This is a genomic window from Marinithermofilum abyssi (assembly GCF_014641195.1).
Classification (GTDB): domain Bacteria; phylum Bacillota; class Bacilli; order Thermoactinomycetales; family DSM-45169; genus Marinithermofilum; species Marinithermofilum abyssi.
Window position 1 is genome coordinate 177,844 of the sequence record NZ_BMHQ01000004.1, and the last position, 15,706, is coordinate 193,549.

The window sequence follows — 15,706 nt, forward strand, 5'->3', positions numbered from 1 at the left end:
GTCCATCTTCTTTTCAAAGCAAGAGACGGAATGGGAAAGGGGCGCAAAATATGAAGGTAAACAGCTTAACAGAGAAGACAGGCTTGTTGGGCCATCCGGTAGGTCATTCTAAGTCGCCGGACATGCACAATGAAGCTTTTGCGCTGACAGGATTCAATATGGTTTATTTGGCTTATGACGTATCTCCGGAAAAGTTGCCCCAGGCAGTGGAAGGGATGCGTGCGTTGGGTTTTCGCGGGTGGAATGTCACCATTCCCCACAAAGTGGCCATCATGGAGCTGTTGGATGAATTGGATGACAGCGCCAAGGAAATCGGTGCCGTCAATACGGTTGTCAACAAGGAAAGCCGGCTGATTGGGTACAATACGGATGGAACGGGTTATTTGCGCTCCCTGCAGGAAGAGACAGCGATGCAGCTGACGGGGAAGCGGGTGGTTCTTGTCGGTGCAGGCGGTGCCGCCCGGGCGGTCGGATACGCTTTGGCTACCGCCGGTGTCAGGGAAATAACCGTCACCAACCGGACTACAGCCAAAGCGGAAGCATTGGCCAGCCGCTTGAGCCGTTGGGTACCGACGCGTGTGATCACTGCTGAAGAGCTCCAAACAGCCCTTCAAGATGCTGCGCTCCTCGTGCAAACGACATCGGTGGGCATGCATCCTGACGCGGATGTTTCCCCGGTGAATCCAGATTGGCTTCATTCCGGGCTGGTGGTGAGCGATTTGATCTATCATCCCCGCAAAACCAAACTGTTGCAAGAAGCCGAAAAGCAAGGGGCCTGCATTCACGGCGGAGCCGGGATGTTGGTTCATCAAGCAGCACTGGCTTTTGAACTATGGACAGGGCATCCTGCACCTGTGAAAAAGATGCGGGAAGTATTGGAGAGGTCCCTTGCACCGGTGTGAGGAGTGTCATAATGAAAGTCGGCATTTTCGGGGGAACATTTGACCCGATTCACATCGGGCATATGATCATGGTGGAGCAGGCATTGGAGATGGCCGGATTGGACCAGGTGTGGCTGATTCCGGCGCCCAGCCCTCCCCACAAACAAGGGAAATCCATCACGGACGCCCGGCATCGGCTGAAGATGACGGAACTGGCTGTAGCGGACAATCCCCGTTTGCGCGTCTCCCGGATCGAGATGGAACGGTCCGGCCCCTCTTATACGGTGGACACAGTCAAAGCTTTAACCCGTCAGTATCCGGAGTATCAATTCTTTTTGATTATCGGAGGAGACATGATCCTGGATCTGCCCCGCTGGCACCGCATTGAGGAGATATTGGAAACTGTCGAGGTGATTGGGTTGTTGCGGAAAGGGATCGCATGGAACGAAGAGAAGCTTCCCGATTGGATAAAAGATCGATTACACCTGTTCACCGAGGGAGTGCAACTGGACCTGTCGTCTTCCCTCATTCGGAAAAAGGCGGCACAAGGCCAGTCCATCCGATACCTGGTACCGGAACCCGTTCGTCGTTATTTGGAGGAGCATACAATATATGAACAGAGAAGCCTTGAAAAAGGCCGTTGAGAAAGAATTGACACGATCCCGTTGGGAACACACCCTGCGGGTGATGGAAACGGCCGCAGCATTGTCGAAACAATGGGGAGCCGATCCGGAAAAAGCGGAATTAGCTGCTCTGTTGCACGATTTCTGCAAGTTTTGGCCGGACGACCGGATGCGCTCCCTGATTGTCAAATACCGTTTACCGGAAGACTTGTTGGAACATAACAAGGAATTGTGGCACGCTCCTGTTGGGGCGGAAGTGGTTAGGGAGGAATTGGGGGTTACGAATGAAGAAGTTTTAAATGCGATCCGTTATCATACCTCTGGTCGTCCGCATATGTCTTTATTAGAAAAAGTGATTTTCGTAGCTGATGCCATCGAACCGGGCCGGCGTTATCCCGGAGTGGAAGAGTTGCGCAGCTTGGCCCGGCAAGATCTGGATCGCGCCGTTTTGCAATCCTTGGACAATACGATTTGTTTCCTGATTGAACGCGGTCAAAAAGTGTACCCGCTGACGCTCTTTGCCCGTAACTACATGGTGGAAGCGGTCAAAGAGCGAACGCAGCCCAAAACAAAGGAGGAATCTCTTTGAACCTGGTGGAAATCGCACAGTTAGCGGCAACAGCCGCCGAGGAGAAAAAAGCCCAACGGATCGCCATTTTGGATATTCGCGGTTTGTCCGTGTTTGCCGATTACTTTGTCATCTGTTCCGGGAACTCCCAAACGCAGGTGCAAGCCATCGTGCAGGCGATCAAGGAAAAAATGCAAAAGTCAGCAGTTCCTGTCAAAGGAATCGAGGGATTGGCGGATGCACGTTGGGTGTTGATGGATCTCGGCGATGTGGTCGTTCACGTCTTCCACAAGGATGAACGGGATTTCTACGATTTGGAACGGTTATGGGGCGATGCCAGTCAGGTTGGCGTGCAGTAAAGGTATGAACCGAGCTACATGTGGAAAAAATTGATCTACATGGTGGAAACAAATTTCGATAAAAATCGTTGACACATATCCAAGCCGTTGCATATAATGTTAACTAAACTTGTTCCGATTCCACATACGCGGATAGGAAAAGGCCATGATGGGGATCAGTAGTTTGCAACCGGCCTGCTCAGAGAGTCGGCGGATGGGTGCAAGCCGATCAGGCGGTCAGACGAACTCGCCTCATCGCCTCGAAGGGGAACCTTTATCGATAGTACTCTTCGACGGATGATCCCCGTTAGCGGATCCACGAGTGAGTATGGGAGTGTGAAGTGCCGTGCATGGTCCCATGCTAACTAGGGTGGTACCGCGGGAGAGCTTGAGTTTGTGAACCAACCTCTCGTCCCTAGCAACCAGGAGCTGGGGGCGGGAGGTTTTATATTTTTAGGTGTGGAGGATGTCGCCATGAAGAAGTATGAACCGCAAACGATTGAACCAAAATGGCAGAAAGCCTGGCAACGACAAGACGTCTATAAAACCGATGACGACAAAAATAAACCCAAATTTTATGCTTTGGAGATGTTTCCGTATCCTTCCGGCGAAGGCTTACATATGGGGCATGTCCGCAATTACTCCATCGGCGATGTGGTTGCCCGGTTCAAACGGATGAAAGGGTTTCGGGTACTGCATCCGATGGGAGCAGACGCTTTTGGTCTTCCTGCGGAAAACGCGGCCATCCAACGAGGGGTTAATCCGCGGGAATGGACGCTGAACAATATGAAACGCATCCGGGAGGAGCAGGCCCGTTTGGGGATCTCCTACGACTGGGACCGGTATGTGGGGACCTGTGAACCGGATTATTACCGTTTCAGCCAGTGGCTGTTTTTGCTCTTTTATGAACGGGGGCTGGCTTATCGCAAGCAAGCGGCGGTAAACTGGTGTCCCAACTGTTCCACGGTGCTGGCCAACGAGCAGGTGGAGGACGGTCGTTGCTGGCGTTGTGACGCGGAAGTGGAGAAAAAAGAGCTGGAACAATGGTTCCTCAAAATCACGGATTATGCCGACAAACTGCTGGAAGGTTTGGACCGCCTGCCCAAATGGCCGGAGAAAGTCAAGGCCATGCAACGCAACTGGATTGGCAAGAGCAAAGGAGCGGAAATCACATTTACCATCCCCGAGCTGGGAGATGAGAAAGTATCCGTTTTTACCACCCGGCCCGATACTCTGTATGGAGTTACCTACATGGTGTTGGCACCGGAACACCCGCTGGTTCCGCAGTTGATCCAGGGGAAACCCAATGAGGAAACGATTCGCCGGTTTGTGAAAACGATGCAGAATGAATCGGAATTGGCTCGGACCGGTTCTGACGTGGAAAAAGTGGGCTATGACACGGGTGCTGTGGCCAAACACCCGCTGACCGGCGAAGACGTGCCGATTTGGGTGGCCAACTATGTGTTGATGGATTACGGAACGGGTGCGGTCATGGGGGTTCCTGCTCATGATGAACGGGATTTTGCATTTGCCCGGAAATATGATTTGCCGATTCGCCGGGTAATCTTTCCTTTCGGGACGTACGACCCGGATGAAAAATTGGAAGCAGCCTATACCTCGGAAGGGGTTCTGGACCATTCGGGTCCGTTTAACGGTTTGTCCAATAAAGAAGCGATGCGTAAAATTCCAGAGCATCTGCAGGAAAAAGGGTTGGGAGGCCCGACGGTTTCCTACCGTCTGCGGGATTGGCTTTTCTCACGGCAGCGGTATTGGGGATGTCCGATTCCCATCGTATATTGCGACTCTTGCGGTGTAGTGCCGGTGCCGAAAGAAGAGCTGCCGGTGATGTTGCCCGAGGATGTGGTCTTCGACGGAAAACGGAACCCGCTGACCACTTCGGAAACCTTTGTTCACACCACCTGTCCTTCCTGCGGAGGAAAGGCGCGCCGGGAAACGGATACCATGGATACGTTCATCGATTCCTCCTGGTACTTCCTGCGTTATACCGATCCGCACAATGAGGAGATCCCCTTCGCGGCTGACAAAGCCAACGAGTGGATGCCGGTGGATTACTATATCGGTGGAATTGAGCATGCGGTACTTCACCTCTTGTATTCCCGCTTTGTGACCAAGGTGCTCCACGATGCGGGCATGGTGAATGCCGATGAGCCCTTTACCCACTACTTCCCGCAAGGGATGGTGCTGAAAGACGGCTCCAAGATGTCCAAGTCGAAAGGCAACGTCGTCTCTCCCATGGAGATCATTGAGCGGTATGGAGCGGATACAGCCCGTATGTTCATCCTGTTTGCCGCTCCGCCAGATCGGGAGCTGGATTGGAGCGACTCCGGCGTGGAAGGAAGTTACCGATTCCTGAACCGGGTGTGGCGGATGGTGCAGCAACATGCCGGGTTGTTCAGCAACCGCCCGCAAGCGAAGCCGGAAGACGAGGCCGCCAAAGCACTGTACCGGCAACTGCACCAAACCATCAAAAAGGTGAGCGACGACATCGGCGAACGCTATCAGTTCAACACCGCCATCAGTGCGGTGATGGAGCTGGTCAACGCCATCTACGCCTATCCGGAAGAAGCGGACCGGGGTACCCTGGCGGAAGCCGTGGAAAAAACCGTCCTGATGTTGGCACCCTTTGCTCCCCACATGACGGAGGAGCTGTGGAGCCAGATCGGCGGGGAAGGAAGTGTGCATGCCCAAGCTTGGCCGATGTTTGACGAAAAAGCACTGGTTCAGGATGAAGTGGAAATGGTGGTGCAGATCAACGGCAAAGTCCGGGACAAATTGGTCGTACCGGTCAGCGCTGATAAGGACGCCATCGAAAAACTGGCCATGGAACAGGATCGGATTCAACACTTCTTGGATGGCAAAACTATTCGCAAGGTGATCGTGGTACCGAAGAAACTGGTGAATATTGTGGCCAACTGAGCTGAAAACTGCTCTCGACCCGCCTAGAAGGGCAGGTCGAAGCTGTTAACCAAAAGTTCATCTTCGGGAAAGCAAAGAGCTTTTCTACCTGTCGCTCCTGGTAGAAGAGCTCTTTTGCTGTATAGAAAAATATGTTACTCAGCCTTTTATGAATGTGAAGGGTACATGGGTGCAAAAGGTGACTTTTCCATGATTTGATCTCTACTATTATTCCAATTGCAAGCTATTGGGTAGCCAAGCATCAGCGGCTGCAGATGAATCCGGTGAGATGCCCAGCGGACCCGATATGTAGTGGCCAACCTGTGGGCTGGTGTCAACGTTCCGCTAAAACTTCACCCTTTGGCTCGACCAAGAAACGGGATGACCGGTTGGCTGCTGAGTATACCCGTTCGGGGCAGCAACGGAGGCCCACCGGAAGAAAAAGTTGGAGGGGCCAATCGCCCCTTTGACGGAAAGAAGACTCAGGCACCTTTCACTTGGAAAGGTGCCTGTCTATTTGACAGAAAAGTATGATATACTAAATGCATCCATTTTTTACTAAACCGTTGGAGAAGAAGGAGGGGATCAGGGCACGTTCTTTTCTACCCGGTTGTTCAGTGCCTTTTGCACTTTTTCGATGTCTTCTTCATATTTGTTGTGGGTCAGTTGAATCAGGCGATGGAAAATGGGGCTCACTTCTTTCTCCAACAGTTCCAAACCTTCACGGGTGATCCCTCCCGGTACAGCTACCCGCTGTTGCAATGTATGGAGGGTAAAGCCGCCTTCTGTTAGCAACCTGCCCAGCCCTTGGGCCATTTGGGTTACCAAGGAGATGGCCGATTCCCGTGGAATTCCTGTTTCTTCCACTGCTGCATCCGCCATTTTTTCCATCATGTTGGCAAAGAAGGCGGGTGAACAACTAGCCAGATCGGAAGCGATGCGAGCGTGACGCTCATCTACCTCCAACGGGGAGCTGATGGCGGAGAAGAGATCTTTTAGCCATGCTTGATCATCGGTTGTTAAGCGGCTTCCCGGAATGTAGAGGGAGTTGCCGGAAAAGATGGCGTGGGTGATGCTGGGAATGATTTTGGCGATCTTGGCCGGCAGCCATTCCTCCAAGTCCTGAATCATTACCGGACTGGTAATGGATACAACGATATGGTCCCGGGTCGTGCAGCCGCGAATTTCTTCCAACACCCGGCGAAATTCACCGGGCTTCATGCACAAGAAAATACAACGGGTTTGCCGAACCAGCTCGCGATTGTCGGCAGCGACATGGATGCCGGGATATTCGCTTGCCAGCAACTCCGCTTTGGCACGGGTACGGTTGTGGATATACAGGTCTTGTGGAGAAAGTTTGCCGGAGCGGATAAATGCTTCCACCAGTGTCCGCCCCATGCTTCCCGTTCCGATGAATCCGATTTTCAAGAAAATCCCTCCTTCGCAGAGGTAGTAAAACGATGGAAACTGACTGTCTCCTAATAGTTACGTCGGCAAGGGATTCATTATGAGGAGAAAGAGAGGCTGTAATATGTGGGAAGAGCCATGGAGTGCCCGAGAGAAGAGGTGGGCTGTCGTTGCAGGGGTGTTGGCGGTTCTGTTGATTATTTTGTTGTTGTATCTTTGGTGGGGTCCGCAGGCGACAAAGGAAGAAACAGCAGCATTGGCTCCCTACACTGAAGCGGAAACCGTCAAACCCCGGAAGCAAAAGGCAACAAAAGAGAATACGCTGCCCGCTGATGTAACCGTGGATGTAAAGGGAGCGGTGGAAGCACCGGGTGTCTATCGGCTACCGGCCAAAGCACGGGTGCTGGATGCGGTCAACAAAGCGGGCGGAGCTTCATCGAACGCGGATATGGACCAGGTGAATTTGGCACAACCCTTGACTGACGGCATGGTCGTCTGGATTCCCAAAAAAGGCGAGAAACAACCACCTGCTGTAGCATCCGGATCAGCTCCGGCCAGCAGTGACTCTGCGGTTCAGAGTTCCTCGGAAGCCGGATCAACCGGCGGGAAGATCAATATCAACACGGCAACGGCTGCAGAGTTGGATGAGTTGAATGGAATCGGGCCATCCAAAGCAGAAGCGATTGTTCGGTACCGGGAGGAGAACGGCCCCTTTACCGCTGTGGAGGACCTTTTGGAAGTACCGGGGATCGGAGAGAAAACCTTGGAGCAGTTTCGGGAGCAGATCACAGTGGGATAGAGGGAAACCGTAAAGCCGAAGTGTCAACGAATCGACGAAGCCTTTCCAGCGAGGTCAATCAAGTTATGATTACCGGACCTTCGAGGGGTTAGTCCGTTTCCGATTCATACTATTCCCATAGAACTGGGGACAGCAGCATGCAGTGAAAGCGGTTATTCAGCAGGCGGTGGGCCAAAAGCGCATCGAATAAATAAACCTAGGAGGATCTGGAGTGATAGGTGTTGTGGCCGACGGTTCAGGCGCGGCTTTTCACCACTTGGGGTCGCACGCCGTTTTTCCCTTACGTCTCCGCCGGCGGGTTGACCGTGCCCCTGCCTTTGACGAATTGGTAGGCGATGCCGATGATCAAAAACCAGATCGGCCCTACGATTAGAGCCACCCGGGTTTCGGGGTCGAACCAGAGGAGGACGCCGACCAGCACGAGGAAGGCGATCACAAGCCAGTTGACGACGGGGGTGCCGGCGAGCCGGTAATCCACTTCGGGAGCCTCTCCCCGTTTGACCGCCCGTTTGTATTGCATGTGGGTATAGACGATGATCCCCCATGTCCACAGGGCGCCGACGGTGGCGACGCTGGTGATGTAGGTGAAGGCTTTCTCCGGAATGACGTAGTTCAACAGCACCCCGATGAGAAGGACAATCGCCGAGGCGGTGATCCCCTTGGCCGGGATCCGGCGCCGGTTGACCTGTCCGAAGGCATGGGGCGCTTGCCGGGAATGGGACAGGGCGAGAAGCATTCGGCCGGTGGAGAAGACCCCGCTGTTGCAGGATGAAAACGCGGCGCTCATGACGACGAAGTTGACGATCCCGGCGGCGCTGGCGATTCCGACCTTGTCAAAGACGAGGACGAAGGGGCTCGTCTTTTCGCTCACCTGGTTCCAGGGAAATAGCGCCATGATAACGAGGAGGGACCCGATGTAAAAAATCAGAATGCGCCAAAAGATACTGTTGATGGCCTTGGGCAGCGTTTCCCGCGGGTCCTTCGCTTCCCCGGCGGTCACCCCGACCAGCTCCGTGCCCAAAAAAGCGAACATCACCATCTGCAGGGAGAAGAAGACACCGGCAAACCCTTTAGGGAAAAAGCCCCCTTCGTCCCACAGGTTGGAGAAACCCACCGGCTGTCCCTGGTTGCCCCAACCGGTGAAGATCATCGCCAAACCGAGGACGATCAGGGCGAGAATGGTGACCACCTTGATGATGGAGAGCCAGAATTCCACCTCGCCGAAGACTTTGACGGCGATCAGGTTGAGGACATAAACGGCGATGAGGGCGATCAGGGCGGGAAGCCACTGGGGGATGTCCGGAAACCAGTACTTGACGTAGAGGCCGATGGCGGTGATCTCCGCCATCCCCGTCACCACCCACAGGAACCAGTAGGTCCAGCCGGTGACGAACCCGGCCCACGGGGCGATAAATTCTTCGGCGTAGGCGCTGAAGGAACCGGAGATCGGTTTATACAGGGCCAGTTCCCCCAGTATTCCGGTGCGGCTCCTGTTCCTGTCAGCTGTGGTGACCTCGGTTTGTTTGTGCCGGTCTGGTACGGGATCCAGCGGGGACGGCTTAAATGGATGCGCTCCGGTTCGACTCTTCCCTGGACGATGGTGATCCTCTCCGTTCTCCTCACGATGTTTCCCTTTCTGTTTCTAATTGAGATCAGGGAGCCCTTTGCGGTGTAGCTGTTTTCCTTCTGGCACCGCTTCCGGGTGCGGGACAACTTGAACGATCATTTCGGTTCCGGACGCGTGGGGGACGGGGGGACGTTTTTCTTTTTCATATTCTATCTTCAGGCGAAAGGCATCCGGGATGAGGGAAAAATTGTCCGCCTCTCCTGTGGATCATCCGGGAGCTCCGACGTCGCTCCGTTATAACATGATAAGATCAGTGTTATGTTATGTTCTATGCATTTCACAAGGCTAACAAACTGTATACGATATGATATACAGAGCAAATTTAGACCCTAGGGGATCATATCTTCTAGGGTTTTACTTTTTATGGAATATACTTTGCTATAAACGGAAGCGATGCTCCTTTTAACCCCTAACCCCAACTGAATAAAAAGGTTATCCGATGGTCAGGTATACATAACCGAAAGGAGCGACTTCAATGAATCATGAAATCCACGGAGACCATGGTCACCGCCACAGTCTGGCCTGTGGTCATACCAAGATATACCACAATGATCACATCGACTTTGTCCATGACGGACATCTTCATAAAGAACACGATGGTCATTGGGATGAATGCCGCCTCGAAGTGACCACCGTCAATCCTGAAGAATGTCGACCCATCACCTGTGGTTGTGACCACCAAGAAGATTGTGGTCACGAACGGATTCCTCATGGGAACCATATTGATTACCTAGTCAATGGTCGCCTTCACTACCCTCACGGGGATCACTGTGATGACCATGGACCCGTTGAACTGATAAGGGTAGAGAGAAAGTGATTTTCTTTTTTTTGGTCCCGTCACCCTAGTGAGGGGAACGACAACGATTCCATGATTTTTTGGCCATTCTCCATCTCTGTCGATAACATCTCGTAAACTTCCGACAAACGCGAAGCTCGTACACTTTTGGTCGAGAAACAATAACCAGGCCTTGACTCATCGATAACCCCCGGAAACACTGGTGTAACTCAGCCGTTAATATAAGTTATCGGCGAAATTCGTCTAAGCGTTTGCTACCGTTGGTTACCGGCAGCCGCACCAGCTGCCAGCTCTAACCCTTTCTTGCTTGCTACAGTTTGGCAAGGGTGATGATCCACACGATGATGATGGTCAGCGTTAAGGTTTGCAGGATCTTGTGCTCAAATTTAGACCCTAGGAGGACCACCAGGATGTCACCTCCTAGGGTTTTACTTTTTATGAAACCTACTTTGCCCCTGGTGACAGCTTCGGTGGTATTACGCGACGTGAAAGTCGCTTAGATAATTGCTTCACAATGCGATGAAGCCTACTGTCTCACCAGTAGTACCCAAGGCAGATCGGCGGTGAACGAACCGTCGAGAGCCTGTCGACAATGTAACTCGTAGCAAATGCTACCGTCGGAACCGCGAGGAGACGACGGCTCTACCATCATCAGGCGGATCGGGGCTAGGATTGGACGGTGTGGTTAACACATGTAAACGCTTATTAAACGTCGTCACGAAGAACAAGCCAAAGATGCTGAGAGGCTTGCGCCAAAAAGCACCGTGGCAGTAGGAGCTAGTACCTCTCTCTCATAAAGACCACCGGCGGATAGCCTAACCTGTTCGGTTATCTTAGCGAAACACGGTAACTCTCCCGCAAGGGAAAGCGAACCGTAAGGGGAGCCGAAAGAGTTGCGGGTAGGGATCGTGGAGGAAGCGAATGCCGCGTCCTGTAGTGGGACGGTTAGGGGTCGCACCATCCGCCACTAGTTGAAGGAGTAACGGTACGATCTGTACTTTTCCAAACTCGCGTTTGAACACCTCATTCACTTTATGGATGCAGCCACACAGAAAGGCTTTTCCAGGACGCTGACCGATGTACACACCTTGAGTCGTAACATCGACACCGGACGACGTTAAGCCATTTTCTCCATCGAGGGGTATGGGACGAACAGTGGATGCAGCGATACCTGAACCAACGATCTTTGTAGAAGATTCTGCAGCACGCCATAGATCCTCATATCCTTGGCGCTTAACTGGTTCGAAAGCTCAACTGCCTCCATAAAGGACTCGGGCTTCTTTCTACGAAGAACGCGAATCTCTCTCGAACGCCTTCCGTTGGCTATGTGAAATCCTCCAGCTGCTGTTTCAGCAACTCTCTACTAAGCCCTGTTCCTTGCGGTAATGTGGATCACACGGCGGTGACCCGTAAGCGGTGACCCGTAAAAGGAATTAGCCTACTCAGCATCGTCGCGTTTAGTGAAAGCCCCCGCACCTGTGTGCGGGGGCTGCATCCTATACTCCAAGTCTTCGTTGCCTATTAGACACTCATCACGTCGCGGATCTTGTCCAGAGCCCAGTTCAGTTCCTCTTCGGTGATGGTGAGCGGCGGAGCAAAGCGGATGGTATTTTCATGGGTTTCCTTGCAGAGAAGTCCAGCTTCGGCCAGCTTTTCACAATGGGAACGAGCCGGCTCGTTCAGCTCCATCCCAATGAACAGACCTTTGCCGCGAATTTCTTTGATTACCGGATTGGTGATCTTCCGAAGCTCGGCCATGAAATAGGCGCCCAACTCCCGGGAACGGCGGGGAAGTTCTTCTTCCACCAGCACCTCCAGGGCTTTGACAGCAACAGCGGAAGCCAACGGGTTGCCGCCAAAGGTGGAGCCGTGGGAACCCGGTTCGAATACGCCGAGCACTTCCTCGTCGGCAGCCACAGCCGAGATGGGCAATACGCCGCCGCCCAATGCTTTTCCCATCACGTACATATCCGGCTTTACTTCTTCCCAGTCGCAGCAGAAGAGTTGTCCTGTCCGGCCGAATCCGGTTTGAATCTCATCAGCGATGAAGAGGACCCGCTGCTCGCGGCAGACCTGAGCCGCTTCCTTCAGGAATCCTTCCGGAGGCACGATCACACCAGCTTCCCCTTGGATGGGTTCCACCAGGAAGGCGGCGGTGTTGGGAGTAATCGCTTTTTTCAAGGCTTCCGCATCACCATAAGGGATGATTTTAATCCCCGGCAATAGCGGGCCGAATCCGCGTTGGTATTCCTCGCTGGAGGAAAGAGAGACGGCGGCTAGGGTGCGGCCATGAAAGTTGTCTTCACAGACGATGATCTCCGCTTGATTGGCCGGGACGCCTTTCACATCGTACGCCCAGCGGCGGGCCGCCTTGATAGCGGTTTCAACAGCTTCTGCACCGGTGTTCATCGGGAGTACCATCTCTTTGCCTGTCAAATCTGCCACTTTTTCATAAAACAATCCCAACTGGTCGTTGTGGAAAGCGCGGGAAGTAAGAGTTACTTTGTCTGCCTGCTCCTTCAGCGCTTGAATCAGTTTGGGATGCCGGTGACCATGGTTAAGGGCCGAATACGCACTCAACATATCCATGTAGCGGTTGCCATCCGCATCTTCCACCCATACTCCTTCTGCCTGAGAGATGACGATCGGAAGGGGGTGGTAGTTGCGCGCACCGTGTTTCTCCGTCAAATCGATCAGGGTTTGATTCCTGGACATAAGAGTTCCTCCTTATCGGCGTTGATTTGGCGGATGATCCCGCTCACGATTTCCTCCTAAGTGTACCACCATCCCAGCCTGCGCGAGAACCCTTGGTGGCAAAGTGGATAGAATTGATTTTTGATTTATATTTATAAAGAAATTTTAAATGGGGGGTTGACGATTTTCCCTCCCCCTCTGTATAATGAGACACAAGTTTTCAGATGGATCGAAAACAACCGAATACAAGTACGATCAACTCTTATCAAGAGCGGTGGAGGGACGAGCCCGATGAAGCCCGGCAACCCCGGTCCATGAACCGGAAGGTGCCAATTCTCGCAGGAGCTTGGTAAATGCGCCAGGCATACTGAGAGATAAGAGGAGGACGGTGTTGGCAGAACAGCCCCTTCTCATGATAAGAGAAGGGGTTTTTTATTTATCCCGAGGAGGCGGTTCATGTGAGTGAAAAACAACTCAAGCCGGAAACGTTGGCGGTTCATGCGGGACAACAGCCGGATCCTGCAACCAATTCTCGCGCAGTTCCCATTTATCAAACGACTTCTTATACTTTCGACAGCCCGGAGCACGCAGCTAATCTGTTTTCATTGAAGGAATTCGGCAACATTTACACTCGGATCATGAACCCCACTCAGGATGTATTGGAACAGCGGGTGGCAGCCCTGGAAGGCGGGGTGGGGGCGTTGGCGACCAGCTCCGGACAGTCGGCGATCACCTATTCCATCTTGAATATCGCCAAATCCGGAGATGAAATCGTTTCTTCCAGCAGTCTCTATGGAGGCACCTACAATTTGTTCCATCACACCCTGCCCAAACTGGGGATTACGGTCAAGTTCGTCGATCCCTCGGATCCGGATCACTTCCGGCAAGCGATCACAGAGAAGACACGTGCTGTTTTTGCGGAGACGATCGGCAATCCCAAGATGGATGTTCTGGACATTGAGGCCGTATCGGCGGTCGCTCACGAGGCGGGAATTCCCTTGATCGTGGATAACACCTTGGCTACGCCGTATTTGTTGAAGCCCTTTGATTTTGGCGCCGATATCGTCGTTCATTCTGCCACCAAATTTATCGGAGGGCACGGTACCTCCATCGGCGGAATCATCGTCGATTCCGGCAAGTTTGACTGGACCAACGGCAAGTTTCCGGAACTGACGGAGCCGGATCCCAGCTACCATGGTGTATCCTATACCGAAGCCCTGGGCAATCTGGCCTATATCATCAAGGCGCGGGTGCAGCTGCTTCGGGATACGGGGGCCGCGATTTCTCCCTTCAACGCCTTTTTGCTCCTACAAGGGTTGGAAACCCTGCACCTGCGGATGGAGCGCCACAGCGAAAATGCATTAAAGGTGGCTCGATTTCTGCAGAAGCATGATCTTGTAGAATGGGTGAGCCACCCGGGATTGGAAGGTCATCCGGCTTATGACAAAGCGAAAAAGTATCTTCCTAAAGGACAGGGAGCCATCTTCACCTTCGGGATCAAAGGCGGTTTGGAAGCAGGGAAAAAGCTCATCGAGAACCTGAATCTCTTTTCCCACTTGGCCAATGTAGGCGATGCCAAATCTCTGGTGATCCACCCAGCCAGCACGACCCACCAGCAATTGACGGAAGAGGAGCAGCGGTCTGCCGGTGTAACCCCCGAACTGATCCGCTTGTCGGTGGGAATCGAAGCGGTGGATGACCTGATCGATGATCTGGACCAGGCGTTGAAGAAGAGCGTCGACCCCGCGTTGGTTTGATGGGAGGGATCGCTTCAAACGAAGCGTCGTCACGATCACCTGCAGAAGCTAAAAGGATGCAACAGAAGAGGAATGCGGCGGCAGGAGGAGAAAAGGATGCCGCACACAGAGAACATAGATACAAAGATGGAGGCTGCAACAGATGTACAGGGAAACGAAACTGGTTCAAATCGGGAAAAGCAAAGAACCTGTCACTGGCGCCGTCAACTTTCCGGTCTATTACGCCACAGCCTATCAGCATACCGGCTTGGGCGAAAGTACCGGATATGATTACACCCGGACAGCCAACCCGACGCGGCGGGTGTTGGAAGAAGCGATCGCGGAGCTGGAAGGGGGAGATGCGGGATTTGCCTGTAGTTCCGGTATGGCAGCCATAAAGACAGTGATGGGGCTGTTTTCGCAGGGGGACCATTTGATCGTTTCTCTCGATTTGTACGGCGGGACGTATCGTCTGTTTGAAGAGCTGCTCACCCGTTACGGAATCTCCTTCACCTATGTTGACCTGAGGGATATAGAGGAAGTGAAGCGGGCAGCTCGCCCGGAGACGAAAGGCATCTTTGTTGAGTCCCCGACGAACCCTCTGATGCGAGTGACCGATATTTCGGCTGTGTGTGCATTGGCCCGAACCAACGGCTGGCTGTCAATCGTGGATAATACGTTTATGACTCCTTATTTGCAGCGACCGCTGGAATCCGGTGCCGATATCGTTCTTCACTCAGCCACCAAATACTTGGGCGGTCACAATGATGTGCTGGCGGGTTTGATCGTTACCCGCGGTCAGGATTTATCGGAACGGGTGGCATTTCTGCACAATACGATCGGAGCCGTTCTCGGTCCTCAGGATGCTTGGCTCCTGATGCGGGGAATGAAAACATTGGCACTGCGGATGGAGCGTCACGAGGAGAATGCAGCAGCCGTTGCAGGCTTCCTTCAGGAGCATCCGCTGGTGGAAGAGGTTTTTTATCCCGCTTTTCACGAACGAGACCGGGAGATCCAGGAACAGCAAGCCTCGGGTTTCGGCGGCATGCTTTCCTTTCGGGTGAAGTCACCGGAAATGGTGCCTCCGCTGCTTCGCTCCCTTCAGGTGATTGCGTTTGCGGAAAGCCTTGGCGGTGTGGAAAGCTTCATCACGTACCCGGTGACACAGACCCATGCCGATATACCCGAAGAGATTCGGAAGCAGGTTGGAGTATGCGACCGCCTGCTGCGGTTTTCAGTCGGCATTGAACATCGGGAAGATCTGATTCGCGATTTGGATCGGAGTTTGCACCTGGCACAACAACAGCAGTAAAGGAGGCGT

12 protein-coding genes, 1 riboswitch and 1 other annotated feature are annotated in these 15,706 nt (G+C 53.2%); of the genes, 8 read left to right on the forward strand and 4 right to left on the reverse strand.

Annotation, left to right across the window (positions count from 1 at the left end; genetic code table 11):
- The first annotated feature begins 50 nt into the window (after positions 1–50).
- From IEW70_RS07100 to leuS, 5 genes are all read left to right on the forward strand, one after another.
- Complete coding sequence (locus IEW70_RS07100; protein ID WP_188647227.1) at positions 51–902, forward strand: shikimate dehydrogenase; 852 nt, start codon at positions 51–53, stop codon at positions 900–902.
- Positions 903–913: 11 nt separating this feature from the next.
- A complete protein-coding gene (locus IEW70_RS07105) occupies positions 914–1,525 on the forward strand; it encodes a nicotinate-nucleotide adenylyltransferase (RefSeq protein ID WP_188647228.1) in 612 nt (203 codons plus the stop codon).
- Positions 1,494–2,093 carry a bis(5'-nucleosyl)-tetraphosphatase (symmetrical) YqeK gene (gene yqeK / locus IEW70_RS07110; protein ID WP_188647229.1) on the forward strand — a complete coding sequence of 200 codons (600 nt, stop codon included), beginning with the start codon at positions 1,494–1,496 and terminating at the stop codon, positions 2,091–2,093. Before IEW70_RS07105 ends, yqeK begins: the two co-directional genes overlap by 32 nt.
- The gene (gene rsfS / locus IEW70_RS07115; RefSeq protein ID WP_373285930.1) at positions 2,090–2,431 is read left to right on the forward strand and encodes a ribosome silencing factor; all 342 of its coding nucleotides are present in this window, start codon (positions 2,090–2,092) and stop codon (positions 2,429–2,431) included. The genes yqeK and rsfS overlap by 4 nt, the downstream gene beginning before the upstream one ends.
- Before the next feature lie 136 nt (positions 2,432–2,567).
- Positions 2,568–2,830: a binding site (T-box leader), on the forward strand.
- Between the two features lie 54 nt (positions 2,831–2,884).
- The gene (gene leuS / locus IEW70_RS07120; protein ID WP_188647230.1) at positions 2,885–5,347 is read left to right on the forward strand and encodes a leucine--tRNA ligase; all 2,463 of its coding nucleotides are present in this window, start codon (positions 2,885–2,887) and stop codon (positions 5,345–5,347) included.
- Positions 5,348–5,911: 564 nt separating this feature from the next.
- Here leuS and comER read toward each other — a convergent pair.
- The gene (gene comER / locus IEW70_RS07125) at positions 5,912–6,754 is read right to left on the reverse strand and encodes a late competence protein ComER (protein WP_188647231.1); all 843 of its coding nucleotides are present in this window, start codon (positions 6,752–6,754) and stop codon (positions 5,912–5,914) included.
- A gap of 103 nt (positions 6,755–6,857) precedes the next feature.
- On the opposite strand from comER, the gene IEW70_RS07130 reads away from it, so the two are divergent.
- A complete protein-coding gene (locus tag IEW70_RS07130; protein WP_188647232.1) occupies positions 6,858–7,532 on the forward strand; it encodes a helix-hairpin-helix domain-containing protein in 675 nt (224 codons plus the stop codon).
- Positions 7,533–7,812: 280 nt separating this feature from the next.
- Here the strand turns inward: IEW70_RS07130 and IEW70_RS07135 are convergent, their stop codons facing one another.
- The 3 genes from IEW70_RS07135 to IEW70_RS07140 form a co-directional block, all read right to left on the reverse strand.
- A complete protein-coding gene (locus IEW70_RS07135; protein ID WP_188647347.1) occupies positions 7,813–9,081 on the reverse strand; it encodes an amino acid permease in 1,269 nt (422 codons plus the stop codon).
- Positions 9,082–9,631: 550 nt separating this feature from the next.
- Positions 9,632–9,763 (reverse strand): hypothetical protein, encoded by a 132-nt coding sequence (locus IEW70_RS18095; RefSeq protein ID WP_268234834.1) that lies wholly within the window; start codon positions 9,761–9,763, stop codon positions 9,632–9,634.
- Positions 9,764–11,476: 1,713 nt separating this feature from the next.
- On the reverse strand, positions 11,477–12,670 hold the full coding sequence (locus IEW70_RS07140; RefSeq protein ID WP_188647233.1) for an ornithine--oxo-acid transaminase: 1,194 nt from the start codon (positions 12,668–12,670) through the stop codon (positions 11,477–11,479).
- Between the two features lie 238 nt (positions 12,671–12,908).
- Positions 12,909–13,030: riboswitch (SAM riboswitch) on the forward strand.
- A gap of 77 nt (positions 13,031–13,107) precedes the next feature.
- Here IEW70_RS07140 and IEW70_RS07145 point away from each other — a divergent pair.
- On the forward strand, positions 13,108–14,406 hold the full coding sequence (locus IEW70_RS07145; RefSeq protein WP_188647234.1) for a homocysteine synthase: 1,299 nt from the start codon (positions 13,108–13,110) through the stop codon (positions 14,404–14,406).
- 142 nt (positions 14,407–14,548) lie between these two features.
- Complete coding sequence (locus IEW70_RS07150; protein ID WP_188647235.1) at positions 14,549–15,697, forward strand: aminotransferase class I/II-fold pyridoxal phosphate-dependent enzyme; 1,149 nt, start codon at positions 14,549–14,551, stop codon at positions 15,695–15,697.
- Positions 15,698–15,706: the final 9 nt, after the last annotated feature.

Excerpts from the sequence above, each read along its gene's own strand:
- IEW70_RS07150 (WP_188647235.1), top strand. The coding sequence starts at position 14,549 with ATGTACAGGGAAACGAAACTGGTTCAAATCGGGAAAAGCAAAGAACCT.
- IEW70_RS07100 (WP_188647227.1), top strand. The coding sequence starts at position 51 with ATGAAGGTAAACAGCTTAACAGAGAAGACAGGCTTGTTGGGCCATCCG.
- IEW70_RS07105 (WP_188647228.1), top strand. The coding sequence starts at position 914 with ATGAAAGTCGGCATTTTCGGGGGAACATTTGACCCGATTCACATCGGG.
- IEW70_RS07130 (WP_188647232.1), top strand. The coding sequence starts at position 6,858 with ATGTGGGAAGAGCCATGGAGTGCCCGAGAGAAGAGGTGGGCTGTCGTT.
- leuS (WP_188647230.1), top strand. The coding sequence starts at position 2,885 with ATGAAGAAGTATGAACCGCAAACGATTGAACCAAAATGGCAGAAAGCC.
- IEW70_RS07140 (WP_188647233.1), bottom strand. The coding sequence starts at position 12,670 with ATGTCCAGGAATCAAACCCTGATCGATTTGACGGAGAAACACGGTGCG.
- IEW70_RS18095 (WP_268234834.1), bottom strand. The coding sequence starts at position 9,763 with ATGACCATCGTGTTCTTTATGAAGATGTCCGTCATGGACAAAGTCGAT.
- yqeK (WP_188647229.1), top strand. The coding sequence starts at position 1,494 with ATGAACAGAGAAGCCTTGAAAAAGGCCGTTGAGAAAGAATTGACACGA.